Origin of the sequence: Bifidobacterium amazonense (assembly GCF_018555435.2) — a bacterium.
Classification (GTDB): Bacteria; Actinomycetota; Actinomycetes; order Actinomycetales; family Bifidobacteriaceae; genus Bifidobacterium; species Bifidobacterium amazonense.
Genome location: NZ_JAFEJT020000052.1, coordinates 1 through 23,965 on the forward strand (window position 1 = coordinate 1; position 23,965 = coordinate 23,965).

Below are 23,965 nucleotides of genomic sequence, written 5' to 3' on the forward strand. Positions count from 1 at the left end.
CCGGATCGCGGGCGTCGAACCGGAAGACGACGAAACCCCACAAGCCGACGCGGACTAGGATTTCACGCTCACCACAGGTGAGGCACCACTCCGGATTACGCGCTCATTTTCAAATGAGGCACCTCGCCTGGCGGGAATATATCCGCCCGAAACCGGCCTTGTCAGCAGGCGTCAGGAATCGGCGCGAAGACTGCGCAGCAGCGCGATTTCGTCGCGGTGCGTGGTCGGTATCTGTTCCTTGGTTTCGAGGATCATCGGCAGGGTGTTCGTGCGTGGGTCGTTCATCAGCTGCCGGAAGAATTCGAGGCCGAGCTGGCCTTCGCCGATGTTGGCGTGGCGGTCCTTGTGTGAGTCGAATCCGAACTGCGAATCGTTCGCGTGAATGGCTTTCACGCGATCCAATCCGATGACGTCGTCCAGTTTGCGCAGTACGCCGTCGAAGTCGTGCAGCAGATCGTAGCCGGCGTCGAACACATGGCACGTGTCCATGGTGACGCCGAGGTTCGCCGCATCGTCGACCCGGCCGATGATTGTCGCGAGCTCCTCGAACGTGCGCCCGCATTCGGTGCCCTTGCCGGCCATCGTCTCCAGCAGGATCGGCACGCCGTCGCCGTTGCCCGTCAGATCGCCAGTCGCGCCGTCCAACGTGTCGGTGAGCAGATCGAGCACGCGGTTCAATCCGTCGGCGATGAGCCGGCATCCTTCCTCGGCGCCCTGCCCGACGTGCGAGCCGGGATGGATGTTGAGATAGATCATCTGGCCGGCCGCGCGGATCGGTGCGAGCAGCCGCAGGTCCTCGGCGAGCGCGTGGACGGCGAACTCGCGCTTGGCGTCGTCCTTGGCGGCGAGATTGTAGACGTACGGCGCGTGAGCGACGAGCGGGCCGTACCGTTCGGCTATCAACTGACGTGCGAAGTCGGCCGCGCCGTCCGCGGTCAGTGATTTCGACGGTTTGCCGTACGGCGAGCGTGGGAAGAACGCGAACGTTGTCCCGCCCTCATCGTGCGAGCGTTTGAGCAGTGCGTCCCAGCCGCCACCGGTCGACAGATGCGATCCGATGAACAGTGTCGTCGATGTCGTCATGGTTGGCGAAACCTCACCTCTCCCCTGCGATGATTGGTCGTTATTCGTGGATTTCGAGCGGCTGGCCGTCCGGGTCGTGGAAGAACGTCATGGGCTTGTTCGTGAATTCGTCCATGCGGATCGGCTCGGTGTCGATGCCGAGCCGGTTCAGTTCGGCCGCGGTGCGTTCGACGCTGTCCACGCGGAACGCGAGGTGCCGCAGTCCCAGTGCTTCCGGATAGCTTGCGCGCGGCGGGCAGCCGTCCTTGATGAACAGTTCGATCTCCTGTTCGCCGCAACGCAGGTCGATCTTCCAGTCGTTGCGGTCGAGCCGGTGATGTTCGCGGATCACCTCGAAACCGAGCAGGTCGACGTAGAAATGGCGGGACCGTTCGTAGTCGCTGCCGATCAGCGCCACGTGATGGATGGAATCAAAACGCATGCCACCATCGTAGGCCATGCCGCCGCCGCGCGGACGCATCTCCTTCCCGTATCGTAGCCGCATCCGTGCAGGAGTTCAGCGTTCGCGGTACACCTTCGTGTAGGAGCCTTCGGCGCGCGGACGCACGACGATCGAGTCGATGTCGACTGTGTCGGGCTGGTTGAGCGCCCAGCGCACGCATTCGGCGATGTCCTCGGCCGTGAGCGGATCCGGCACGCCTGCGTACACGGCCGCGGCCTTCGCCTCGTCGCCGCCGAAGCGTTTGAGCGAGAATTCGTCGGTGTGCACCATGCCGGGTGCGATGTCGATCACGCGCAGCGGTTCGCCGATCTGTTCGAGGCGCAGCACGCGGGCCATCACCTTCTCCGCGAATTTCGACGCGCAGTAGCCGGCGCCGCCCTCGTACGGTTCGATGCCGGCGGTCGAGGAGATGACGAGCACCGTGCCGCCGCCGGGCGCGGCCTTGAGCGCGGGCAGGAGTTTCTGCGTGATGCGCAGCGTGCCTATCACGTTCAGTTCGTACATGTTCCGCCAGTCGTCGAGGTTCGCCGTGGCGACCGGGTCCTTGCCGAACGCCGCGCCCGCGCAGTTGACGAGCGCCTTGACCGGGCCTCCGGCGAGCGCCTGGTCGACCGCGGTCTGCGTGCTCGCCTCGTCGGTGACGTCGCACACGGCGTAGCTCACCGCGTCGCCGAGTTCGTCGGCGAGCGCCTTGAGCTTCTCCTCGCGTCGTGCGAGCGCGACGACCGTCCAGCCGTCCTTGACGAGCGCGCGTACGCTTGCCGCGCCGATGCCGCTTGATGCGCCGGTGACGACGGCGCGTTTGCTGGTGTTGTCCATTGCGAGCCTCCTTGGTTGCGTTATGGCTGTGGTACGGTCGCGTCCGTCGCGTCATGTCGCCCCGGCGCGTGTTATCGCTCACAGTATCCCGTCGTCCATGATAGTCGTTCGCCCGCAGCGTCGTGGCGTTCGGGAGCATGCTTGCTTGGCTACGATGAAGTCATGTCTTTGAGCAGCGAGCAGCGCGCGGCGACGATCCGCGAATTCCATGAGAACATGAGCCGGCTGGGATTGACCGTCGACGGCATCGGCAAGGACTTCGGCGTCAGCGGCGATGTCGTAAAGCGGATCATCGAACTGAAGTCCGGCGTATTGGAATACCCGTGGATCATTCGCGGCTATATGCTTGACAAGGCCGCGGCGCAGGGCGTGGAGCTGACCCCGTTCACGGCGTTGCGCGGCGACCCGCACGATTACTGGTTCCTCGACGCGGATCTCATCGACCGCGGCGAAATCGGCTGAGCCGAGACTGTAAATAACGCTTCCCGTTCACCGTCCGAGAAGCCAGTCGATGATGTTCTCGCCTCGTATGCCATCCCGGGTCTGCGGGAATTCGTCCATGCTCAGCACTGTTTTCGGCCAGTTGTCGTCGAGCCCGGCGAATGCGCCGAATTCACGGTCGATGGTCTGCTGGGAGCCAGTCAAATAGGTGACTTGGTAGTATTCGACGTCGCCGCCTTTTCTGGCAATGAAATCCACTTCCTTGTCCCCCACTTTGCCGACTTGGACGTCGTATCCGCGGCGTTTCAGCTCCATGCAGACGATGCCTTCGAGCACCTGATCGATGGCGTTGGCGTTGTTCAGACCGATCGCCTGCCGCAATCCCTGATCCACGACGTAGTATTTCTCGTTGACCTTTAGTGTCCGCTTGCCGATGGCGTCCTCGCGCGGGACGCGGTAGATAAGGAACGCCTTGGCGGCGGCGTTCAGATAGCCGGCGATCGTGTCCGATGTGATCTTGCGATGCTCGCTTTTCATGTATGCGGCGATGTTCGCAAGGGTGATCAGGTGCCCTTCTTCTGCAAGCACGTATCGGATGACCCGTTCCAACGCATCGGCGTCGCGGATGCCGGCATGACGAACCACGTCCTTGAACAGGATCGTGGCGAACAGGTCGTTGAGGTATTGTTCCGAAGCCTGTTCGTTGAACGAGAGATCAGTCAGGAAAGGGAATCCTCCCTGCGTCACATAGCGGCGGAACGCCGCGCGCTCGTCGATGTCGCCGGCCGATGTCCGATACGCGTCGAGGAATTCGGCGAACGAGAACGGATACACGTCGATGGTGACGTATCGTCCCGTGATGTATGTGGCGAGATCGCTGGACAGCATGCGCGCGTTCGAGCCGGTCAGGTAGATGTCGGCGTCGTAGTCGACCATAAACGAGCGCACCGCCTTTTCCCAATGGTCGACTTCCTGTATCTCGTCAAGGAACAGTCTGACCTTTCCGTCGGCATTCGCGACGCGGTCATGTACATACACGCTCAGCGAGGCCGCGTCGGTGAGGCCGGCGCAGGAATCAGACTCGAAGTTGAGATGCAGCATGTTGCGTTCCGGTACGCCTTCGGCGCGCAGTTGGTTGGCGATGAGCTGCAGCAGCGTGGATTTGCCGGAACGCCGCGCGCCGACCAGCACCTTGATGATGTTCTTGCCGATGAACGGGCGGATCTGATCCAGATATGCGGGACGGTCGATCATCGTGGGACTCCTCTCGCCATATGCGACCTTATGTCACGAGTATAATCGATTTTTCACAAAAATAAGATCGAAAATCGATTATAATCGATTTCCTTCACTATTTTCCTTGAAAGATCGAACATAGTCGATTTTCGACGGAAAGCCCGATCGCTCCGGCGTCGTGCAAACTATGAGCCGTCACTGCGGAGATGTGACAGGCAGTCGCACAGCGACGGTCAGGCCTCCGGCCGGGTTGGTGGTCAGTCTGATAGAACCTTGGTGAAGTCGGACGATCTCGTCGCATATGGACAGGCCAAGACCGTGGTTGGGCGTGCCGTGTCTGTTGCTGATTCTGCTGTCGGGACCGCGGTTGAATGTGGCGAGCAGTTCCTCCGGATCGATTCCGGTAAGGTCGTTGCCCGTGTTGAAGATCGCGAGCGTCGCATGTTCGGTTCCGCCGCCGTCACGGTATGTTCCTGTGGTGATGTCGATGCTGCCGTGGGGAATGTTGTGTTGCGCGGCGTTGAGGACGAGATTCGTGACCAGTTGGTTAATGAGCGTGCGATCCGCCGGCAGTATTGCGGATTCGAGATGGGCGGTCACCGTCAGTCCGGCGGTGGCGTTGCGGTTTCGGACCAGCGTATCGGAGACGATGTCGGCGAGGTCGACGTCCGTGAGGTTCGTGTGATCGATGTGTTGTATGCGGGCGAGTTCGAGCAGGTGGAGCACGAGTTCCGTCCCGTTGCGGTTGGCTTCGAGCGCTCGCTGTATGAATGGTCGTGCCGTATCGTCGAGGAGTCCTTCGTTGAGCGGGATTTCCAATGCGGCCGAAACGGCGGCGAGCGGGTTCTTCAGTTCGTGGGATGCGTTGGCGATGAATTGCCGTTCCCGTTCGATGGAGTCGTTCAGGTCGTGGAGCATGGCATTGTAGGCGTCGGCGATGATCGTGGCCTCGTCATTGCGCTCCTGAATATCGACAGTATGCCGTGCTGCCAACGGTCCATTCACTGTTCTGATCTGTCTGGCCACCGCGTTGATGCGTTTCTGGCTGTTGGTGGTGATGATCCAGGTGAGGATGGCCGCAAGCACGCCGAATGTGAGGATCGGCACGAGCGTCGTGGCGAGCACGAGGTCGCGCGTCCGACTATCGCCTACGGTCGCGCTGAGGGACAGTCCGTCCTCCCTGTCCTCGTTGACGTGAATGGACGTGTAGCTGGAGGAGCCGTCGTCTCCGGTTGAGTGCGGCGACGGTTGACGTTGCGATTCGTCGGCCGTGTCGATACCTGTTTCCAGTCCGCCGACCGTCACGGTGGACAGCTGCCGATCCACGATGAGGAACGTGCCGGTGGTGACGGCGGCCGTCAGCAGGAGGAACGCGACGGTAATCGTGGCGATCAGCCGGCCTCTCGTCGACCATTGCGACGGCGGGAGGATGCGCGGATGCCGTTCTCTATTGACACGGTGACGGTTCGCGGTGTGATGTCGGTTCATGATATGCGGTATCCCTGTCCGGGCACGGTTTCGATGAGGTTCGGGTCGCCGATTTTGGAGCGCAGCGTGTAGATGGTGCTTTTGACGATGCTTTTCTCACGCGCATGATCATCTTGCCAGATCTCGTCGTAAAGCCGGTCGGCGCTGACTACCGCCCCGTGCACTTCAATCAGCATGCGCAGCACGGCAAGTTCCCGCTGTCCAAAACGCAACGGTTCGCCGTTCATGCTGATGTCGCCGGTACGAAAATCTGCACGGAATCCACCCCGCACGAACAACAGTCCAGCATCGCTTACCAAACCGAGTCGCCGCTGGACCGCCTCGACGCGGGCAAGCAGTTCCGCGTACGCGAACGGCTTGGTGAGATAGTCGTCCGCCCCGAGCCCCAGACCCTGCACGATGTCGTCGGTTCGGGATGCTGCGGTGAGCATGAGAATGTGGATCGGGTCATGCCGCGCCCGCAGCTGCCGGCAGATCTCGTCGCCGTGCACGCCGGGCAGGTCACGGTCGAGAATGAGCAGATCCCACACGCCTTTGCCCAATTCGCCCGATTCGTCAAGTTCGTCGAGAGCGTCCCTGCCGTCATAGACGACCGTCGTATCGAAGCCCTTCATACGCAGTCCCATGCCGACCACGTCGGCGAGATTCGCGTTGTCTTCGACGACCAGCACACGCATCGGTCCGTCTCCTTTCGATTGGCTGCGGCACATCATATCGGCCGCGGCGAACGAGGTCGGAAATCGGTCGGTTCCGGTCAAAGCCGGGTCGAAACCGCAGCTGGACCGGGAACCGGCCTTTACGGTGTTGCCCTGTCAAATCAAACCAAAACAAGCGAAAGGAGCGCATGATGCCGAAAAGCGTGTTGCATGTGGTTGCGGTTACCGGTGTGTTGTCGGTGGTGTTGGGGTTGGGTGCGTGTTCCGTGCCGGGTGCCGGTTCCGCCGGCGCGTCGAATGACGGTTCGTCGTCTTCGTCGTCGGGGTCGTCGTCGTATGAGGCGGAGTTGAAGCAGGCGTTGGAGTCGGCGTCGAGTGATTTCGAGCGTGGCGTGTTGGAGCGTGCGGTCAAGGCGGGCAGAATCAGCGAGTCGGATTACCGGGAGGCGAACGAGAAGTACCGGCAGTGCATGGTCGCCAAGGGCGATGACGTGGAATTCGACACGGATCAGTCCACCGGGCTGATGCAGGAGCATATGAACACGGACGACGATTACGATTCGTCCAAGGCGAACGCGGACAGCATGGAGTGCGCGAAGGGCACGAACCTGCAGATCCGCGACCTGTACGAGCGAATGGTGCAGAACCCGTCGAACGCGGATGAGATCGAACTGGTCGTGGGCTGTCTTAAGCGGCGCAAGCTGGTGCCGGAGTCGTTCACGAAGCAGGATTACCTGACCGAGATGGGCAAGGCGGATGGTTCGTCGAAGCTGGACACGTCGTCCGACGTGTTCTCCCAGTGTCTGGCGAACCCGGGCAAGTAAGAGGGAGGATGATGTTCGTGTTTCGATCGAAGGCGAAGAACACTCGTGCCCGCCGTCGGGTGTACGGCGTGGGGTTCGTGTCGGTGTGCATGGTCGCGTGCCTGGCGTCCGGCATGGGACTGGCCGTGGGGTTGGAGCATGCGGCGACGCCGCCGTCCCTGGCGTCCGCCTCGGATGCGGGGAGCCTCGCGTTGGGGTCGGAGGAGTTCGACGACGCGCGTTCCCTGAACGTGGATGTGACGGCGTCGCCGGCCAGCGGGGTCGCGTTCCCCGTGTCGGGCAGGGTCACGTTCATGTCGTGTCCCGCGGATGGCATGGTGCGTTCGGGCTCCCACGAGTACGACGTGGACGGTACGCCTTTGGTGAGCCTGCATACCGCGACGCCCTTGTACCGTGATCTGGCGTACGGGGACAAGGGCGACGACGTGGCCGCGTTGCAGGACGAGCTGGCCGATCTCGGCTATGGCGGCTCCCGGTCGGGTGTGTTCGACTGGGCCACGTGGGATGCGTGGCGGCGACTGTACTCGGCGAACGCCGGCACAGTCGCGGCGGCCGCCAGGATCCAGCAGGGCGTGTTCTCCCGCGCGCTGGCGGTATGGCTGCCCGCGGGGGCGATGACCGTCTCGTGCGCGGCGGCATTGGGTTCGACCGTCACGCAGGATTCGTCGGACTCGCCCGCGTTCCGCAGTCTGGCCGGCGTCGCGTCCGTCAAGGCCGCCTCCCTGCCTGACGGTCGCATCCAGGGCGAACGGGTGGTCGAGATCGACGGCAAGGACTATCCCATCGGCGACGACGGCGTCATCTCGGACGCGACGGCGTTGCGGGCGATGGCCGGATGGGCCACGTACACCGGCGCGCGCAAGGACGGCGAGGACGTCACGAACGTGACCGTGACCTACAAGCTCAAAACGCCGATCGGCGTGTACTCGGTGCCCGCGTCCGCACTCACGGGGCTCAAGGGCAGCGACGGGTGCGTGGTCTCGACCGACGGCACGAGCGTCAAGGCGCACGTGGCCGGCAGTTCGCTCGGCCGCACGCTGGTCACCATCGACGGCAAGGCGCCCTCGCACATCAAGGCCGATCCGGGACAGGCGGCGTGCGATGCGCGTTGACCTCGACCACGTCGGCCACCGGTATGCGGACGGCCCCCTCCTGTTCCACGACCTGACCGCGAGCCTCCTGCCCGGCCACGTGTACGCGCTGACCGGGCCGAGCGGCGCGGGCAAATCCACGCTGCTCGGCATCATCGCCGGATGGACCCCGCCCGCCGAAGGCCAGGTGATCCGCGAGGGCATCGATTCGATGCGCTGGATCTTCCAGAACCCGCACGGCGTGGCCCAACGCACCGCGATCGACCACGTCAGCCTGCCCCTGCTCGCCCAAGGCCTCGACCGGCATGAGGCCGAGGAACGGGCCCGCGCGCTCATGGACCGGTTCGACCTGACCCGGGTCGCCGACCGCCGGTTCGCGGAACTGTCCGGCGGCGAGGCGCAACGCCTCATGCTCGCCCGCGCGTTCGCCGCCCAACCCTCGCTCATGCTGGTCGACGAACCCACCGCCCAGCTCGACATGCACACCGCGGCCGCGGTCAGCGAATCCCTGACCCGCATCGCCCGCAACGACACGATCGTGGTGGTCTCCACCCATGATCCGAACACGCGCGACGCATGCACCGACATCATCGACCTGAAGAACTACCAATGAACCACACCACAATGAAGGCAACCTCCGTCATCTCCGAGGCATGGCGGTCCATCACCAGCGGCGCCGCCCGTCTCGCCCCGGCCGTCCTCGCCCTGTCCCTGACCACCGCCGGCCTGGGCGTCATGGACATCGCCGCGGGCGCCGCCATCCTCGACCAGGCCAACGCATACCGGCAATCCGGGGCCGACATCCTCGTGCTCAACGCGCCCGACGGCATCGACGCGGCATCCTGCGAACGCCTCACCAGCCTCACGGGCGTGCAGGCCGCGGGAGCGATCCGCGAAACCGACCCGATCACCCTCGCGGCCCTGCCCGACACCACCACGCCCCTCTACCAGATCACCCCCGGACTGGCCAAACTCCTCAACGCGACGAAAACGACCGATGCCGGCACCGGCCTGATCGCCTCCCAACAGGTCGCCGACACGCTCGGCGTCGCCGCGGGAGGCTCGATCGGCCTCGCCGACGGACGCACCGCACATGTCAAAGGCGTCTACCGGTACCCCGACGACGGACGCACCCCCGGATACGCGTACGCGCTTATGGAGGAAACCCCCGCCACCGGCACGTTCGACGCGTGCTGGGCCAAAACCTGGCCGCAAACCAGCCAAACACGCAACGCCCTGTGGTCCACGCTCACACCGACCGCGAAAACCAGCGGCGACGACGCGCCCACCCTTGGCCAACTCAACACCACCAAGGGAGACACCTTCGACGGACAAGCCCTCTACCGGCAGCGCGCCACCCGCATCCTGCCCGCCTGCGGAGCCCTGATCGCTCTCGCCATCGGCGTCATGCTCATACGCGCCCGACGACTCGAAATCGCCTCCGCCCTGCACTGCGGCGTCCCCAAACCCGCACTCGTCACCCAGATCATCATCGAGACCGGCATCACCATCCTGCTCGTCGCCGTCATCAGCACACCGATCGACATGACCGCCGCCAAGCTCCTCACCGACGCCACCGACCGGACCGTCATCACCCTCAACGCCATCCAAACACTCGCCACCGTAAGCACGGCCTACCTGCTCGCCACCACGGCAGCCACCCTCCACATCAAGGAACGACACCTCTTCACCTACTTCAAGGAGCGCTGAATGGAAGATCGTCGATTCTTTGTATGCTAAACAGCAAGCCAGCCCTGCGGGGATATGGAAGTCGAGACCGGTGCTCCCGTGCTTCACGGGACCCGGTCTCCGCGTATCACGCCCGTTCAGGCTCCGCTCGCCAATCACGTTGTCGGGTCGCGCTCCGAAGCCACTCGCCAATTCCCAACGTCAATCGGTCTGCCCGCGTTGGTTCATGGTGAGTAACACCATGATTCTCGCTACTCCCCACGCATCCGATTTCATTGCGAAGCAAGTCAGTCGCTTTCCGCGCATGCCCGTCACGGCCGAGCCATGAGGTAGTTCGTGAAGACGACGCCGTCGATCATGGGATGACGAGTCTTGACAGTGCGGAAACCGCGGCTGGCGAAGAACCGACGTGCGGTGATGCTGGCGTGGACCGTGAATCGTTCGAAGCCATGTTCCGCAGCGAAGCGTTCCACCTGATCGAACAGCCGCGCGGCAACGCCCTGCCTCGCACAAGCAGGGTCGACGAACAGCATGTCGACGTATCCGGCATCGTCCACGTCGATGAAGCCGATCACCTCGCCTTGCCGTTCGGCCACCCACGTATGAGCTGCCATGCGGCGGCCATTCCACGCAGCAGGCGTACCGGTATGATCGGACCACACCCGAATCTGCTCGTCATCGTAATCACGCGACGCAATGCCGGCGACGGCCCGTCTGAACACGCGCATCGTCGCCGCCGCATCATCGGGCCGGTATTCACGTATCGTCACACTCATGCGCTCCACTATACGAGGCGTACGCTTACGGCTTATGCCGCATCGATGATGATCGCGGCGCGGAATACGTCGGGCTTGGGTCTGCTGATGTTGAGTGTGGCGCCGATGGCGTCGGTGCAGGCTTTGGTGATGGATAGGCCGAGTCCGTGGCCGGGTTGGTTGGCCATGCGGGTGGCGTCGCCGCGGTGGAAGGGTTGGATGAGGTCGGCCGTGTCGTCGAGACGCGTGGATGGTTTCGTGGTGTTGTCGATCGTAATGGTGATGTGTTGCCCGTCGTCGCGGATGGCGCAGGTGATGGTGCCGTGGTCGGTGTTGTGGATGATGGCGTTGCGTACGAGGTTGTCCACGGCGAGCGAGAGGTAGCGCGGGTTCGTTTCGACAGCGGGGCCGTGGTATGTGGCGAGTCCGTCGACGTTGATGTTCAGGTGGCGCGATCGTGCCTGCGGGGCGTGGGTTTCGAGCGCGTCGCGTACGATTCGCGCGGGGTCCACGGCTTCCGTGCTGGTGTCGGGTGCGGTCTGGATGCGGGAGAGTTCGAGCAGGCTGGTGATGAGTTCGCCGCTTTTGCGGTTCGCCTCGATGGCGTGGCGGATGATGGGTTTGACGTCGTCGGGGAACCGGTCCTGTGCCATGAGCGCTTCGAGGCTGGTGCCGATGGTCGTGATCGGGGTTTTCAGTTCGTGGCTGGCGTTGCGGATGAACGATCGTTGCAGTTCGTTGGATTGTTCGATGCGGTCGAGCATCGTGTTGAGTGCGGTGGCGAGGCTGGCGGTCTCGGCGTCGGGATGGTCGAGGCTGATGCGCCCGGTGGGATGGTCGGGGTCGAGCCGGCCGGCCTGGTGGCTGATGGAGTCAAGGTGTGCGGTGAGTTTGCCCGACAGGTTCCAGACGATGAGCACGGCCAGAAGCGCCGACACAGCGAACACGGCGAGAGATCCGTAGCGCATCCATTGCACGACGCCGTCCCTGATGGTGAGTACCACGCCTTCCGCTGCCGCGGTCTGTTGGCCGGATGATGGGGCGGGCACGGTGCCGGCGGCGTCGCATGAGGTCGCGTCGCACGAGTCGGCCGTGCCCGCGATTCCCGAGGACGAGGACGGCGCATCACCGGAGACGCTCTGCCCGCTGCCGGTGGCGATGGTGTCCACCTGGTGTTGGAACGCCCAGTCGAGCGAGATGTTCTGCACGAGGATCACGGCGAGGAGCACGCCAAGCAGGAGCAGTCCCACTCCGACGGCGAGGCGTACTCGGAAGCTGAAAGGGCCGTGCGGACGGCGGCCGGCGTGTGTGGATCGTTCAGCGGCATTCATGGTATGCGGTATCCCTCTCCGCGTGACGAGGCGATGAGCGCGGGGTCGGGCAGTTTGCGGCGCAGCGAGTAGACGGCGGTCTTGACGAGATCGGGCTGGTCGTGCGCTTCGGACGGCCATAGGGATTCAAGGAGGGTGCGGGTGTTGATCCACCCGCCGTCGGCGCGCAACAGTTCTTCCAGCAGCGCGTATTCGCGCGGCGCGAGGTCGAGGGGCTGGCCGTCGGCGTAGGCGAGCCGTCTGATGGTATCGACCGACAGTCGGCCACGCGAGAGCATGGTGGGCGCATCGTCCGTCTCGCCGCGGCGCAGGAGCGCGCGGATGCGGGCGAGGAGTTCGGGATAGGCGAACGGTTTGGGCAGGTAGTCGTCGGCTCCCAGGTCGAGGCCGTGCACGCGGTCCTCGATACTGCCGGCCGCGGTGAGCATGAGCGTGCGCACGGGGATGTGCAGCCGGTCCACGGTGCGCATGACCTCGTCGCCGGAGAGCACGGGCAGGTCGCGGTCGAGCAGCATCACGTCGTACTGTCCCTGCGCGAGCAGGTCCAGCGCCTCGACGCCGGTGCCGGCCAGGCCGGTCGCGTATCCCTCGTGCCTGAGACAGTCGTCCAGCACGGCCGCCAGATCGGCGTCGTCCTCGACGATCAGGATCCTCGCCATATTCGTTGCCTCCGATTCCCGCATGACAATCATGCGCCTTCACGTTTTCCTATTGTGCCCGGCCTGGGTGTGCGTTAGGTGAGCGCGACACGCACCCATCGCACACGAAGCGCCGACTGTAATGGGCATCGTCCGGCAGCCACCGGACCACACATCACCAACACAGCAGCTCCGGCAAGGGAGGAACCATGCGAACCACACCCGTTCTCAGACTGGCAGCGGCCACGGCATTGACCGTAGCGCTCATGCCATTGGCGACCGCATGCGGGCAACAACAATCATCACCGGCATCGGGCACGTCGTCCACGACAACATCGCAGGAAGCGGCCCCGAAGACCGACAGCCAGGGCGGCGACGCCGTGCAGGGCGCGAACCCGGCCTCGAAACAGGCCGCCGAACAATACCGCGACTGCCTTACGGCGGCGGGAGTGCCCGCGCAGATCATGGACGGCAACTGGGTCGTGCTCCAATGGACCGGCGACGGCTCCGGCACGGCGTCTTCGGGGTCCGACGACGGGACCCGGGACAAGGCCATCAAGGAATGCCAGGCCAAGGTGCCCGACTACCACGATCCCGACTTCAACACCAAGTAAACACGGCCGGCACCAGCCAACGGAAAGGAAAACATCATCATGGTCACCACACCATCATCGACCGCACGGCACGGCATCTTGCGCAGGACGGCCGCACTGTTGTCCTGCATGGGACTGCTCGTCTCGCTGACGGCATGCTCCACGCCCTGGAGCGGGAACGACGCCGGCGACGACCAGTCGTCGGGAGCGAGGATCGCGCCGAGCATGAGCGCCCTGTTCGATCAGTACCTCGCCAAGGACACGCTCAGCCAGTTCGAACGCGACGTGCTCCAACGGGCCAAGAAAACAGGGAAGATCAGCGCGGAGGACTACGAGACCGCGCACGACAAGCAGACGGCGTGCATGGCCGAGAACGGCTGGCAGGAACAGACCCGCAAACTGTCCAACGGGCTCTACCAGACCACCGGCGTCACCCCGGTGCCATCCACCGACGCCGAAGTGAACAAATACATGGAAGCGTCCAACACCTGCTCCGAGGGCACCAGCAAGATCATCGAATCCCTCTACCAGCTCCAACAAGGCAATCCGGGCCTTCTGGCCGACCCGTACGAGACCGCCGTGGAATGCCTCAAGAAAAGCAACCTCGTGGACGACGCCTACACCGGACGCAAACTCGAAAACGCGTTGAACGGCGACGGCGCCTCCAAGGGACTGCCGTTCGACTCCACCTCCGACGCGGCCCAATCCTGCTTCGCCGGGGCCGGCCTCGCCGTCAACATCGGCTGACAGGAGACGCCAATGACACGAGCCACGAAAGGAACCAACCGCATGACGACACGAATCCTGACACCCCTGATCCTGACCGGACTGAGCATGCTGTCCATAGGCGCGATCACCACCGCCCTGATCATCCCCACACCCACGCCCGACGGACTGGCCGCGGCCACCAGCCCCGACACTGTCACCGCCAGCCATCAGCAGTTCACCGACGAACGCACCGTCGAAGCCTCGTTCGAGACCAGCGCCGAACAATCCATCACCACGCGCGCGACCGGCACCGTCAGCGAGATCCTGTGCAAACCCGGGCAGACGGTCGAATCCGGCAGCCGGATCCTGTCCGTGGACGGCAAACCCGTCATCGCCCTGCACACCGATACGCCCCTCTACCGCGAGATCGGCACCGGGGACACCGGCCCCGACGTGCTCGCCCTGCAACAGGAACTCGCCCGCCTCGGCTACAACGCCGAAGGCAACGGCACTTACGGGTGGCGCACCACGGACGGCGTCAAGCAACTGCTCTCGCAGGCCGGCGAAACCAACCCCGACGGCAGGATCGGACCGGCCGACGTGGCATGGCTGCCCCAGACAGGCGTCACCCCCACCCAATGCACGGCCGGACTGAACGCCAGCCTGACCGACGGGTCGGAGATCATGAAGACCGGAGGCCAGCTGACCGCCGTCACCTTCCCCGCGCCCGCGGACCTCAGGGACGGCAAACGCACGTTCACGCTCTTCGGCGTCATGACCAGCCTCGTCGCCGGCAACGACGGCAAGATCGACGCCAGGATCACCGACCGGACATTCCTCGACCGGATCCAGGTCAGCGACGGCTACAAAACGACCCTCGCCGACCAAGGCGGCAAGAAACCCACCGCCACCCTCGCGCTCGAACAGCCCATCGACGCGATCAAGGTCCCGCCCTCCGCCATCACCGGCCAGAACGGCACCCACGCCTGCGTCTCTCCCGACGGCAAACAGGCCGTCCCGGTCACCGTCATCGGCTCCGCGCTCGGAGCCACGCTCATCCAACCCGAACAATCCGACGCCACCATCGGCAACGTCGTCCTCGGCCATAAGCTCGACGACGTCCAATGCCCCGTCGCGACCGAATAAGGAACGAACATGGACACCGACATCCTGCACCTGCACACGGTATCCGACCCTATCCCGGCCCCGCAGTCCGTCGGCGAGCCGCACACCGCAGGCTCGCCGACGGTCACGGGAGAACGCGTGGGCCACCGGTTCGCGGACGGCCCCTGGCTGTTCCGCGACCTCGACTTCATCCTCACGACCGGCGAGGCCGTCGGCCTGTGCGGACCGTCCGGCTCCGGCAAATCCACCCTCCTGTCGATCATCGCCGGCTTCGAACCGCCAGCCGAAGGCACCATCCAACGCAACCGGGTCAACCGCGTGCGCTGGGTGTTCCAGAACCCCCACGGCATGCCCCGACGCACCGCCATCGACCACGTCGTCCAACCCCTCCTCGGCCAAGGCATCGACCGCATACAGGCCGAGGACGAGGCCATCGCCATCATGAGCACGTTCCACCTGACCAAAGTCGCCGCACGCGAGTTCCGCGAACTCTCCGGCGGCGAAGCGCAACGACTCATGCTCGCCCGCGCCATCGCCAGCAAACCCGACCTCCTCCTCGTGGACGAACCCACCGCCCAACTCGACCAGCGCACCGCCAACGACATCGACAACACCCTCACCGGGCTCGCCCAAGGCGACGCGATCGTCGTCATCGCCACCCACGACCCCAACACCCGGGCCGCCTGCACCCGCATCATCGACCTCTCATGGCACGCGACCAGCAACAACACCGACACCGACCACACCATCAAGGACGACACACGATGAAACCAACCGCCATCCTGTCCGAAGCATGGCGCAACATCGCCACCGGCACCACACGCGCCCTCGCCTGCGCCGCCATACTCACCCTCATCGCCACCGGCACCGCCGTACTCGACCTGACCGGCATCCTCTCCCTGCAACACGAATCCCGACAATGGGCCACCAGCGCCGCCGACATCCACATCATCTCCGGCAGCAAACAGATCGACTCCAACACCTGCGCCAGCCTCACCCGAACCACCGGCACCACCACCGACGGCAACCGCACGAACCCCATCCAAGCGGCCGGAGCACTCAAAAACAGCGGGGAAATCACCCTGACCGCCATGCCCGCCGCGCCACTGGACGAATGGCAGGCCACCCCCGGCCTCGCGGACGTGCTCGGCATCGGCGCGACACAGCAAACCCACCCCGGTGTATGGATCTCCAGCCAACTCGCCGACACCCTCCACGCACACGAAGGCGACGACCTGCCCACGGACCAAGGCGTCATGCACATCAGCGCGGTCTTCCCCTGGACCGACGACAGCCGGGACCAACGCCTCGTCTACGCGATCATCACCCCGACCCCCATCAACGCCGGACAACAATGGGACGAATGCTGGGCCGTCATCAACCCCGCCAACCCCGACGCCGAAGACCTGCTCAACACCACCGCAACCGCCATACCCGGCGCCGCGCCAGCCACCCAAACCAAACAGGCCAACACCATGCTCGGCACCAACCCCGACCTCCACAACCGCTACCGGCAACGCTCCACCCGCATCATGCTCGCCATAACCCCCATCGCCGCGTTCGCCATCGCCCTTGCGGCAACACGCGCACGCCGCATCGAAATAGCCGACGACCTGCACATGGGACTGCCGCGCCGCGGCATCCTCGCCACCAACGCGCTCGAAACCCTCGCATGGACGCTGCCCGCCATCCTCGCCGCCACAACCATCACCTACGCCACGGGCCGATGGACAAGCGGACACGCCAACGCACTCACCCTGACCACCATCCAACTACCCGCACTCGCCGCAGCCCTCATCACCGCACAAATCGGAGCCGCCACCGCCATCACCGCCATACACGACAACCAACTCTTCGCCTTCTTCAAAAACCGGCAGTGAGCCGTCGCGAGGGGGCGAATGCACGTCTACGGCGCATCGCTGCGATCGAAACCGGAGTTGAGATCGATTTTTGCCCGCCGATGTATACGGAACTATTCCTGATTATAAATAGTTCTGTATACCATGAGGTCGATGCCTGGTTTGTTCTATATCAGACAGAGTCGAGGGCAACCGCAATCACATGGCAGTATACTGCCCTCGATAACCTACACTATACTGTTGCTTATCGCGGATAGCATACAGTAAACCACGTGTTAGGAGCCGACATGAAATATGTGCCCACGACGGTCCGGCGCGACCTGCGCGTATTGGGCGAGCAACTCTCACAGCAGCGTCGGCTGCTGTCCCTGACGATATCCGACGTGGCTCAGCGCGCAGGGGTCAGCCCGACCACGGTCTCCAACGTGGAGCAGGGCAAGGCGGTGCGCACGGATTCACTGATGAGTATCGCACGGGTATTGCAGATGGCCGACGCGATGGTGACCGCCTGCGACCCGTATTCGACCGATCTCGGCCGTCTGCGCGCCGGAGAACAGCTGCCCAAGCGGGTACGCAGATAGAAGTTATGGCGTCGTGCCATGTTTGGAGCCGCCATTGGGAATCTTGACGATCATCTGCGCAACCATGGCTACCTGCGGAAGGATGGTGCGTGGAGACTCTCCCCCGCATTCGATATGAATCCCGAACCGTATGACACCGCGGACACGGATACGCATCAGATGTCCTTGTTTGGCGACACGGCAATCGACACGGGCAAACTGCTCAGCGATGACGGGCTTTCCCTGTTCGGGGTCAGTCCTCGATACGCCGAGCAGTGGGTCGTGACGCTACGCTCGGCATTGTCGCAAGCGCTCCCTCGCGCCTCCATGCGTCGTCTCGACGCGCATTCCGTCAACATGATGGCCAGCCGTTTCGACAGGGCGATCGAATCGCTGAGCCACGTGAATTGACGCCGATATTACGAATGCGAAACCTGCACCAGCCAATATCTCATCCGTCAATGTCCAGGTCGGCGATGACGTCATCGCATTCTCGCCGGCCTCGATGCTGCTGTCATCTATAGATGACACAATTCCGATCTCCTCGGCCTCAGAAGAACGTGGCAATACGCCGGAATCGCCGCGGTTTCTTTTGGACGACGAGAACATCGGACCATTGCATTGCCGACTGGGCAGATCGCCCACTGAGTAGGATGTTCTCTTCGGGAGGGGGATACACGATGAATTCCTTGAAGATGCGTGGCAGGGTGTTGCTTGCGGCGGGCATGGTGACGGTCGGATCGTTGGGCATTCAGACCTCGTCGTCCCTGTCGGCGTCGTTGTTCGATGCGTTGGGGCCGATTCCGGTCAGTTCGATGCGTATGCTCGTCGCGTCGATTGTCATGCTCGTAATCATCCGGCCCAAGCTGGCCGACCGATCGAAAGGCGAATGGCTGGGCATCGTGGTTTACGGGCTGGCGATGGCGGCGATGAACATCTGCCTGTACTCGGCCATCGACCGCATCCCGATGGGCGTGGCCGTCACCTTGGAATTCCTCGGCCCATGCGTGGTCGCATTGGCCGGCTCGCATCACTGGCGCGAAGGCCTGTGTGCGGTGGTCGCGCTGATGGGCGTGGGGTTGATTTCGTTTACGCCGGGAGGGTATTTCAATCCGGTGGGCTACCTGTTCGCATTGGGGTCGGCCTTCTGTTTCGGCCTGTACACGCTGTTCGCGGACAAGGTCGGCAAGGCGGGCACCGGGCTGGACGGGCTCGCCCTGTCGGTCACGGTGGCCGCTCTCGCCACGTTGCCGGCATCCATCGGTCACGCCGCGCATGCGACATCCGCCCAATGGGGCGTTATCGCCGCTTCGGCCGTGCTGGGAGTCGCGATTCCGTACACGATGGATACGCTGTCCGGGCGCATCACATCAGCCCGTGTGGTCGGCACATTGTTCTCCATCGACCCGGCTATGAGCGTCATCATCGCCGCGTTGATTCTGCATCAGACCATCACGCCTATGGCCGTGTCCGGTGTCATCGTCGTTTCCCTCGCCGGTGCCCTGCTTGTATGGGCGGCCGGCAGTCAGGCATAGAACGGCACAGGGATGGCCGAACGCTGAAGCCTTGGTCTTCGACGGAGTCCTTCTAGCCCTTCGCCATGTATGCGGAACCGTTCTTGATTGTGAATGGTTCCGCATACAATAACATCGATGTCCGATTTGTCCGATATTGGAGATCTGTCCAATATCGGGTAGGATGAGTAGAACCCGTCGGAAAGGAGCGAACATGACTACGTTCGAGGCGATTCCCATTTCCCAGATCGACAAAGGTGCCGCATACATCACCGCGGGCGACGGCAAGGCGTACCCGCTGGACGCCGACGAGCTTCGCCGCGCGTTCGACGCCATCGTGCGTGATGATTCGCATGGGATGATCACCACCGGCGAGGCCGCGCAGATCCTTGGTGTTTCCGCGAAGACCGTCGCCCGTATCCTCGACGCCGGCGAAATACCGTTCGTGCGTTACGGCGCCAAGGGCAACCGCATGGTTTCGCGCTCCGAAGTCATCGCCTACCGCGACAGGTCGGAATCCCACAGCCGCAAGGCCCTTGAGGATATGCGTGCCGCGGCCAGCGAAGGCGGCTTGAACGGCATCGACTACGCAGCCTATCTGGCACATTTCAGCTGAACCGGGAGATATTACGTGGTCGTTGCCTTCCTTGACGCAAACATCTTCCCGCATGCGGCTTCCATCAGATCACTTCCAGTGACATAACGGTCTATAGTTCGATGGCGTGATCGCATTGTGCGGCGATGCCGGGGTCGTGGGTGACGATGATGAGGGTTTTGCCGTATTCGTGTTGGAGTCGGAGCATTTCGTCGAAGACGTGTTGGGCGAGATCGTGGTCGAGCGCGCCGGTGGGTTCGTCGGCGAGGATCAGGTCTCCGGGTTTCAGGATGCATCGTGCGAGGGCGACGCGTTGCTGTTCGCCGCCGGAGAGGGTCATGATCTTGTCGCCTGTGACGTGGCCGAGGCCGAGCCGGTCGAGCATGGCCTTGGCCTTGCGTTGTCTGACCTGGTTGCTGTCGCGGGTGAAGCGCATGCCGAGCGTGACGTTGTCGAGGGCGCTCATATCGTTGATGAGCGCGTATGACTGGAACAGGTAGTTGATCTTGCTGCGGCGCAGCATGGTGGCATTGCGGCTGTCGATGCCCGGCAACGGCTGCCCGTCGAGCGTGATCGTGCCGCCGGTGGGCGTGTCCAGCAGGCCGATGATGTTCAGCAGCGTGGATTTGCCCGAGCCGGACGGACCGGTGATGGCCATACTGGTGCCTTCCTCCACACTGAAAGACAGGCCGTGCAGGATGGTGCGGCTGCCGTAGGTTTTGCAGAGGTGGTCGGCGACGAGTTTCGTGCTCATGATGATGCTCCTTTGCGAGGTTGACGATGGGGACGACCGTATGCGTGCGCGCGGCGAGACTATTCGGATTTGATCATGGCCTGCACCTGTCCGGAGGACAACGTGCGGGACTGGACGGTAAGCAGGATCAGCTGGAATACGAGCATCATGGCGGTGGCGGCGATGCCTGCGGTCGATCCAATCAGCACGGCGGCCAGGATCGACATGGCGGACATCGCGGCGACCATGACAAACGCCGGCGCGAAGATGCCCATGAGCGAGTAGCCGAGGAGCCGTTTGACGGCGATGGTCTCCCGGTACGTCGCCGCGTAGATGCGGCACAGGGTGGCCATACCGACCAGTTGGAACAGTGCCGCGAGCAGGGCGACGCCGCCGAACAGTTGGATGAACTCGGTCAGGCTTTTGCGCAGTCCGGCGATGAAGTCGCTGGCGGGCCGGTAGATCGGGTTGTTGTCCTCCAGCTGGTATTTGGCAAGATATATGGCTGCCAAATACCGTTGGGCGGCGGCCTCACTGAGTTTGACGTAGCTGTTCGTCAGGCCGGTCGCGCCGAGGCTTTCCGCCTCGAACGGCGTCATGTCCGCGCCGGTGGCCACGAGGATCACCGGATCCGTGGTTTCGGCGGGCTGGCTCAGGTCGTCGCTCCATGTGAACAGGGGCGTGGACGGATGGTAGGTGGCGAATCCGATCTTGCCTGTATCCATGAACGTGGTGTGGATGCTGCTGGTCCAGTCCTTGTGTTTCATGCTGGTCTCGGTCAGGTAGCCTCTCATGCGCTCCTGTTCCGCCGTATCCATGGTGTCGGGGATCAGGAACATTCGCTCGCCGGCCTCGGCGCGCGCGGCCGCGTCCGGGTCCAGGTCGAACCCCTGGTCCTTCAAATAGTTCGGGGAGGTGATGAAATACCAGAACGCCTGCTCGGGCACCTGCTCGTACAGTCCCTTCCATTGTGCGAGCAGATCGGCGTCGAAGTGGCGGGTGTTGGCGATGTACACGCCGTCCTTGCCTTCGATGGACGTGTACCAGTCGTATATCTCGCGCATGTGGTCGCCGGACAGGCCCGACGATTCGGTATGGTTCGTGCCGCGCGAATCCTTGTACAAGAGGCGCAGCGAATCATAACGGCTCCAGCGCGTGCTCACCTGGCCGAGCTTGGAGACCTCGTTCATCGGCGCATCCAACGCATGCGCGCCCGCTACCAGACCGGCGGAGGCCAGCACGTACACCACGGCGATCACGACCAGCAGCGCCTTCTTGGATACGCGGTTGCGTATTGCCGCGACCGGACGCACCGACAGCAACACCAACGAGCCCAACGCCGACGCGGCCAATACGATACCGACCACCATCACACCGGGCGCCAAACCCGCCACAGCCAGTTGCACGGTGAGAGGGAAGCCTTCCATGCCCCACAGAGTCACGGCGAACGGCACCACCATCACCACGAGGGAGCACACCAACAAAGACCGGTATATACGCGCGGCGTATCCCAAACGCGACCATCCCAACAACAGGTGCACACCCAAACGGGAGAACTCCTGAAACGCACCCAACACCGACAGCAACATCAGCGCCCCGGCCGCCACGACCAGCAACACGAGCACAATCAGCCGCATGAAACTGTCCTCCGTACTGGAACCATGCAACGGGGACGTCAACCGGTCCGCATCCACACCGCTCGCCTCGCTCACCTGCTGCACCAAAGACCGGAATCCGGCATCGTCAAGGCCGATGATCCGATAGTCGCCGTTGACCGTCCCGGACCCGCGCACCAGCGCATCCAACTGAACCACGACCAGCCGCGCACCGAACCTCGCGCTCGGCAGAGAGGCGACCATGTCGGCACTCACCCGGTCCAAACCCAGAGTCGCATCGGCATCCGATTGAAGCAAACGCGACAACAACTTCGCGTCCAGTACATCAGCGCCTTGGTAACGGAACGCCATCTCATCGGGATGCGCTGCCACGTCACCATACACGCCCAGACGATACCCCTCTACGGATCCTTCCACCGGCGAGACCAGCACGTCCGAACGCACAACGACCGTCCGCGCCTGAGCCACGCTATTCATCAACGCGCTTAATGTCTGGGTGGAACGCTCTTGGGGTACGTCCGTCAACGACAACACCCGTCCCTGCGACGGATACGCGCGCATCGCCGCCAGATATCCGTCGCTCAGAGTGAACAACGACAGCACGCCCGACAACACCGCCATCATGCAAATAATCAGATACGACGCCCAACGTAACCACCCGCGCATCAAACATCACCTTCCCGATCCGGATCAATACTTATTGCTTGCCAACGCTGACGCATACGCCAAGCCCCTCACTGTCAGGGATGTTCCGAAGACGTCGCGTTTGTTGCCGCCGGCGCAGGCAATCAAGCCGTTCGCGCACGACGGGGCAGCATGCCTTGGCAAATCCCACGTTCATCCCTTGTTCAGTCGCCCGCGGAAACAGGTTTTGACGATGATCGAAATCACCACGTACAGCACGCAGGCCGTCCCCAGCCCCAATGCCAGATACTGCAATGTCACGAATTGGAACACCATGGCGACGGCCAGCATGTCGACGCACAGGTTGACGCAGACGACGAACAGGATCCGCCCCGCAACGGCATCGGACCTATCATCAAGCAGGCGGTCATGCGTATCAGGCTCCAACCGCTCGGCGACCTTGCCGCGATAGGCGATTCCTCCCATCATCATCAGGATGGCCCCCACCAGAAACATGGCCGCCGTCATTCCAAAATCCCAGAACCGCTCCGAACCACACCCATACCGAATGCAAGCGCACACCGTGAGCACGATGCAATACAGCGCAATGGTGCCGGCCGCCACGAACATACGCAGCCGTCCCGCACTCATACTCATGCTTGTACGCCCGTTGCCGGAAGCGCGCATGTTCTTGATGACCATGATCGTTCCTCCTCCTTGAGCCTCGCAAACCCCTGCATGCCGCCGATGATGGCATGTCCGGCAAAAGCGGACAGCATCATGTCAAGCGATAGCATGACGTGGGACAATCATGACGCGGATTGAGCGGCTTCGCCAACCGAAGGGGAATCTTGTCGTCTAAAGACGACATGGGAACCGCGTGCGGTTGGCTTTTCTTCCAGGTGGCATCGTCACAATTCAACGGGTCGTCATTCCCGCTATGACGACGCGGGAACGTCCGTCATACATTGCGGATCATACGTTGTTTGGCCAGCGGATATTGGCGAAATACTCCGCATGACACCGCTCGCGTGCGATAATGGAATGCAGTTACACGGAATGTTGCGCGGCGTTCGTCGTTGACCGCTGCGCGCGACCGTCAGGCAACAACAGGAGCTCATATGTACCACGTTTTGGTGTCGTTCGCATACGACTAACGGTCGGTATCTTTCAGCCGATACTTCCGTCGCGATCATGCGCCGCAGTCGGCGCGCGGTCGCGACGATTCGTTATGCGAAATCACCGAAACGTCGTCATGACAAACCCCAGTCAAATCATCCGACCACGTCCATTATGAGACCGGTCGCACGAGACGACGCAGGCAATCATGGCGCATGAGCGAAACGAGCCTGTCATGAACACCGATACCACCCATCCCATTCCCAACGTCCACGCCACATCCGCGGCACCGCACGACTTGATATGACCTGGTTTTTGTTCCGTGTTTTATCTCATTGATGGGAGACTAGGAACATGACCGGAAAGACTCGTTATACGAAGGAGTTCCAGGCGAGGGCGCTCAGGCTTCTGGAGGAGGCGCGTGCG

25 protein-coding genes and 1 pseudogene are annotated in these 23,965 nt (G+C 63.0%); 14 read left to right on the forward strand and 12 right to left on the reverse strand.

What is annotated here, in order from left to right:
* Positions 1-171: 171 nt before the first annotated feature.
* The 3 genes from JS533_RS10560 to JS533_RS10570 all read right to left on the reverse strand — a co-directional run bounded on the left by JS533_RS10560 (position 172) and on the right by JS533_RS10570 (position 2,344).
* Positions 172-1,083, reverse strand: coding sequence for a deoxyribonuclease IV (locus tag JS533_RS10560; protein ID WP_241514451.1), 912 nt, complete (start codon positions 1,081-1,083; stop codon positions 172-174).
* A gap of 40 nt (positions 1,084-1,123) precedes the next feature.
* Positions 1,124-1,504 carry an SMU1112c/YaeR family gloxylase I-like metalloprotein gene (gloA2, locus tag JS533_RS10565; protein WP_241514453.1) on the reverse strand — a complete coding sequence of 127 codons (381 nt, stop codon included), beginning with the start codon at positions 1,502-1,504 and terminating at the stop codon, positions 1,124-1,126.
* A gap of 75 nt (positions 1,505-1,579) precedes the next feature.
* On the reverse strand, positions 1,580-2,344 hold the full coding sequence (locus JS533_RS10570; RefSeq protein ID WP_241514454.1) for an SDR family oxidoreductase: 765 nt from the start codon (positions 2,342-2,344) through the stop codon (positions 1,580-1,582).
* 162 nt (positions 2,345-2,506) lie between these two features.
* Between JS533_RS10570 and JS533_RS10575 the strand changes: the two genes are divergently transcribed.
* Positions 2,507-2,806: a DUF2316 family protein gene (locus JS533_RS10575; protein ID WP_241514456.1), complete on the forward strand. Its 300-nt coding sequence runs from the start codon at positions 2,507-2,509 to the stop codon at positions 2,804-2,806.
* A 27-nt stretch (positions 2,807-2,833) separates the two neighbouring features.
* On the opposite strand, the gene JS533_RS10580 is transcribed toward JS533_RS10575, so the two are convergent.
* The 3 genes from JS533_RS10580 to JS533_RS10590 form a co-directional block, all read right to left on the reverse strand.
* Positions 2,834-4,039 (reverse strand): ATP-binding protein, encoded by a 1,206-nt coding sequence (locus JS533_RS10580; protein WP_241514458.1) that lies wholly within the window; start codon positions 4,037-4,039, stop codon positions 2,834-2,836.
* Positions 4,040-4,216: 177 nt separating this feature from the next.
* Positions 4,217-5,509 carry a HAMP domain-containing sensor histidine kinase gene (locus JS533_RS10585; protein ID WP_241514460.1) on the reverse strand — a complete coding sequence of 431 codons (1,293 nt, stop codon included), beginning with the start codon at positions 5,507-5,509 and terminating at the stop codon, positions 4,217-4,219.
* On the reverse strand, positions 5,506-6,186 hold the full coding sequence (locus tag JS533_RS10590) for a response regulator transcription factor (RefSeq protein ID WP_241514462.1): 681 nt from the start codon (positions 6,184-6,186) through the stop codon (positions 5,506-5,508). Before JS533_RS10590 ends, JS533_RS10585 begins: the two co-directional genes overlap by 4 nt.
* A gap of 167 nt (positions 6,187-6,353) precedes the next feature.
* Here JS533_RS10590 and JS533_RS10595 point away from each other — a divergent pair, with 167 nt between their 5' ends.
* Genes JS533_RS10595 through JS533_RS10610 form a run of 4 tightly spaced genes read left to right on the forward strand, consistent with a single transcriptional unit; the run spans position 6,354 to position 9,790 of the window.
* The gene (locus tag JS533_RS10595; RefSeq protein ID WP_241514464.1) at positions 6,354-6,989 is read left to right on the forward strand and encodes a hypothetical protein; all 636 of its coding nucleotides are present in this window, start codon (positions 6,354-6,356) and stop codon (positions 6,987-6,989) included.
* A gap of 11 nt (positions 6,990-7,000) precedes the next feature.
* A complete protein-coding gene (locus JS533_RS10600; protein ID WP_241514465.1) occupies positions 7,001-8,101 on the forward strand; it encodes a peptidoglycan-binding domain-containing protein in 1,101 nt (366 codons plus the stop codon).
* On the forward strand, positions 8,091-8,693 hold the full coding sequence (locus JS533_RS10605) for an ATP-binding cassette domain-containing protein (protein ID WP_241514467.1): 603 nt from the start codon (positions 8,091-8,093) through the stop codon (positions 8,691-8,693). Before JS533_RS10600 ends, JS533_RS10605 begins: the two co-directional genes overlap by 11 nt.
* An 11-nt stretch (positions 8,694-8,704) precedes the next feature.
* On the forward strand, positions 8,705-9,790 hold the full coding sequence (locus tag JS533_RS10610; RefSeq protein ID WP_241514469.1) for a hypothetical protein: 1,086 nt from the start codon (positions 8,705-8,707) through the stop codon (positions 9,788-9,790).
* Positions 9,791-10,080: 290 nt separating this feature from the next.
* Here the strand turns inward: JS533_RS10610 and JS533_RS10615 are convergent, their stop codons facing one another.
* Genes JS533_RS10615 through JS533_RS10625 form a run of 3 tightly spaced genes read right to left on the reverse strand, consistent with a single transcriptional unit; the run spans position 10,081 to position 12,514 of the window.
* The gene (locus tag JS533_RS10615; RefSeq protein ID WP_241514470.1) at positions 10,081-10,545 is read right to left on the reverse strand and encodes a GNAT family N-acetyltransferase; all 465 of its coding nucleotides are present in this window, start codon (positions 10,543-10,545) and stop codon (positions 10,081-10,083) included.
* A 32-nt stretch (positions 10,546-10,577) separates the two neighbouring features.
* Complete coding sequence (locus tag JS533_RS10620) at positions 10,578-11,855, reverse strand: sensor histidine kinase (protein ID WP_241514472.1); 1,278 nt, start codon at positions 11,853-11,855, stop codon at positions 10,578-10,580.
* Entirely contained in the window at positions 11,852-12,514 is a 663-nt protein-coding gene (locus tag JS533_RS10625; RefSeq protein WP_241514474.1) for a response regulator transcription factor, read from the reverse strand. The genes JS533_RS10620 and JS533_RS10625 overlap by 4 nt, the downstream gene beginning before the upstream one ends.
* Positions 12,515-12,702: 188 nt before the next feature.
* Between JS533_RS10625 and JS533_RS10630 the strand changes: the two genes are divergently transcribed.
* The 9 genes and pseudogenes from JS533_RS10630 (at position 12,703) to JS533_RS10670 (ending at position 19,468) form a co-directional block, all read left to right on the forward strand.
* Entirely contained in the window at positions 12,703-13,107 is a 405-nt protein-coding gene (locus JS533_RS10630) for a hypothetical protein (protein ID WP_241514476.1), read from the forward strand.
* Positions 13,108-13,146: 39 nt separating this feature from the next.
* Complete coding sequence (locus JS533_RS10635) at positions 13,147-13,833, forward strand: hypothetical protein (protein ID WP_241514478.1); 687 nt, start codon at positions 13,147-13,149, stop codon at positions 13,831-13,833.
* Positions 13,834-13,875: 42 nt separating this feature from the next.
* On the forward strand, positions 13,876-14,940 hold the full coding sequence (locus tag JS533_RS10640) for a peptidoglycan-binding protein (protein WP_241514480.1): 1,065 nt from the start codon (positions 13,876-13,878) through the stop codon (positions 14,938-14,940).
* A 9-nt stretch (positions 14,941-14,949) separates the two neighbouring features.
* Positions 14,950-15,687: an ATP-binding cassette domain-containing protein gene (locus JS533_RS10645; protein WP_241514481.1), complete on the forward strand. Its 738-nt coding sequence runs from the start codon at positions 14,950-14,952 to the stop codon at positions 15,685-15,687.
* Positions 15,684-16,799: a hypothetical protein gene (locus tag JS533_RS10650; RefSeq protein WP_241514483.1), complete on the forward strand. Its 1,116-nt coding sequence runs from the start codon at positions 15,684-15,686 to the stop codon at positions 16,797-16,799. The genes JS533_RS10645 and JS533_RS10650 overlap by 4 nt, the downstream gene beginning before the upstream one ends.
* Before the next feature lie 266 nt (positions 16,800-17,065).
* Positions 17,066-17,359 carry a helix-turn-helix domain-containing protein gene (locus tag JS533_RS10655; RefSeq protein ID WP_241514484.1) on the forward strand — a complete coding sequence of 98 codons (294 nt, stop codon included), beginning with the start codon at positions 17,066-17,068 and terminating at the stop codon, positions 17,357-17,359.
* A gap of 12 nt (positions 17,360-17,371) precedes the next feature.
* A pseudogene (locus JS533_RS10660) lies at positions 17,372-17,749 on the forward strand (HipA domain-containing protein); the annotation flags it as partial.
* Positions 17,750-17,898: 149 nt separating this feature from the next.
* Positions 17,899-18,873: an EamA family transporter gene (locus JS533_RS10665; RefSeq protein WP_241514487.1), complete on the forward strand. Its 975-nt coding sequence runs from the start codon at positions 17,899-17,901 to the stop codon at positions 18,871-18,873.
* Between the two features lie 193 nt (positions 18,874-19,066).
* Positions 19,067-19,468 carry a helix-turn-helix domain-containing protein gene (locus JS533_RS10670; RefSeq protein ID WP_241514488.1) on the forward strand — a complete coding sequence of 134 codons (402 nt, stop codon included), beginning with the start codon at positions 19,067-19,069 and terminating at the stop codon, positions 19,466-19,468.
* 91 nt (positions 19,469-19,559) lie between these two features.
* Here JS533_RS10670 and JS533_RS10675 read toward each other — a convergent pair whose 3' ends face one another.
* The 3 genes from JS533_RS10675 to JS533_RS10685 form a co-directional block, all read right to left on the reverse strand.
* Positions 19,560-20,201 (reverse strand): ABC transporter ATP-binding protein, encoded by a 642-nt coding sequence (locus JS533_RS10675; RefSeq protein WP_241514490.1) that lies wholly within the window; start codon positions 20,199-20,201, stop codon positions 19,560-19,562.
* Positions 20,202-20,260: 59 nt separating this feature from the next.
* Positions 20,261-22,420, reverse strand: coding sequence for a hypothetical protein (locus JS533_RS10680; RefSeq protein ID WP_241514492.1), 2,160 nt, complete (start codon positions 22,418-22,420; stop codon positions 20,261-20,263).
* 213 nt (positions 22,421-22,633) lie between these two features.
* Positions 22,634-23,122, reverse strand: a complete 489-nt coding sequence (locus tag JS533_RS10685) for a hypothetical protein (protein ID WP_241514493.1) — start codon at positions 23,120-23,122, stop codon at positions 22,634-22,636.
* Positions 23,123-23,965: the final 843 nt, after the last annotated feature.

What these genes read in the sequence shown, in the direction of transcription:
- JS533_RS10680 (WP_241514492.1), bottom strand. Translation starts at nt 22,420, where the DNA reads ATGATGGCGGTGTTGTCGGGCGTGCTGTCGTTGTTCACTCTGAGCGAC.
- JS533_RS10560 (WP_241514451.1), bottom strand. Translation starts at nt 1,083, where the DNA reads ATGACGACATCGACGACACTGTTCATCGGATCGCATCTGTCGACCGGT.
- JS533_RS10655 (WP_241514484.1), top strand. Translation starts at nt 17,066, where the DNA reads ATGAAATATGTGCCCACGACGGTCCGGCGCGACCTGCGCGTATTGGGC.
- JS533_RS10640 (WP_241514480.1), top strand. Translation starts at nt 13,876, where the DNA reads ATGACGACACGAATCCTGACACCCCTGATCCTGACCGGACTGAGCATG.
- JS533_RS10645 (WP_241514481.1), top strand. Translation starts at nt 14,950, where the DNA reads ATGGACACCGACATCCTGCACCTGCACACGGTATCCGACCCTATCCCG.
- JS533_RS10650 (WP_241514483.1), top strand. Translation starts at nt 15,684, where the DNA reads ATGAAACCAACCGCCATCCTGTCCGAAGCATGGCGCAACATCGCCACC.
- JS533_RS10675 (WP_241514490.1), bottom strand. Translation starts at nt 20,201, where the DNA reads ATGAGCACGAAACTCGTCGCCGACCACCTCTGCAAAACCTACGGCAGC.
- JS533_RS10625 (WP_241514474.1), bottom strand. Translation starts at nt 12,514, where the DNA reads ATGGCGAGGATCCTGATCGTCGAGGACGACGCCGATCTGGCGGCCGTG.
- JS533_RS10570 (WP_241514454.1), bottom strand. Translation starts at nt 2,344, where the DNA reads ATGGACAACACCAGCAAACGCGCCGTCGTCACCGGCGCATCAAGCGGC.
- JS533_RS10620 (WP_241514472.1), bottom strand. Translation starts at nt 11,855, where the DNA reads ATGAATGCCGCTGAACGATCCACACACGCCGGCCGCCGTCCGCACGGC.
- gloA2 (WP_241514453.1), bottom strand. Translation starts at nt 1,504, where the DNA reads ATGCGTTTTGATTCCATCCATCACGTGGCGCTGATCGGCAGCGACTAC.
- JS533_RS10615 (WP_241514470.1), bottom strand. Translation starts at nt 10,545, where the DNA reads ATGAGTGTGACGATACGTGAATACCGGCCCGATGATGCGGCGGCGACG.
- JS533_RS10670 (WP_241514488.1), top strand. Translation starts at nt 19,067, where the DNA reads ATGACTACGTTCGAGGCGATTCCCATTTCCCAGATCGACAAAGGTGCC.
- JS533_RS10590 (WP_241514462.1), bottom strand. Translation starts at nt 6,186, where the DNA reads ATGCGTGTGCTGGTCGTCGAAGACAACGCGAATCTCGCCGACGTGGTC.
- JS533_RS10585 (WP_241514460.1), bottom strand. Translation starts at nt 5,509, where the DNA reads ATGAACCGACATCACACCGCGAACCGTCACCGTGTCAATAGAGAACGG.
- JS533_RS10605 (WP_241514467.1), top strand. Translation starts at nt 8,091, where the DNA reads ATGCGCGTTGACCTCGACCACGTCGGCCACCGGTATGCGGACGGCCCC.
- JS533_RS10595 (WP_241514464.1), top strand. Translation starts at nt 6,354, where the DNA reads ATGATGCCGAAAAGCGTGTTGCATGTGGTTGCGGTTACCGGTGTGTTG.
- JS533_RS10580 (WP_241514458.1), bottom strand. Translation starts at nt 4,039, where the DNA reads ATGATCGACCGTCCCGCATATCTGGATCAGATCCGCCCGTTCATCGGC.
- JS533_RS10685 (WP_241514493.1), bottom strand. Translation starts at nt 23,122, where the DNA reads ATGGTCATCAAGAACATGCGCGCTTCCGGCAACGGGCGTACAAGCATG.
- JS533_RS10635 (WP_241514478.1), top strand. Translation starts at nt 13,147, where the DNA reads ATGGTCACCACACCATCATCGACCGCACGGCACGGCATCTTGCGCAGG.
- JS533_RS10630 (WP_241514476.1), top strand. Translation starts at nt 12,703, where the DNA reads ATGCGAACCACACCCGTTCTCAGACTGGCAGCGGCCACGGCATTGACC.
- JS533_RS10600 (WP_241514465.1), top strand. Translation starts at nt 7,001, where the DNA reads ATGTTCGTGTTTCGATCGAAGGCGAAGAACACTCGTGCCCGCCGTCGG.
- JS533_RS10610 (WP_241514469.1), top strand. Translation starts at nt 8,705, where the DNA reads ATGAAGGCAACCTCCGTCATCTCCGAGGCATGGCGGTCCATCACCAGC.
- JS533_RS10575 (WP_241514456.1), top strand. Translation starts at nt 2,507, where the DNA reads ATGTCTTTGAGCAGCGAGCAGCGCGCGGCGACGATCCGCGAATTCCAT.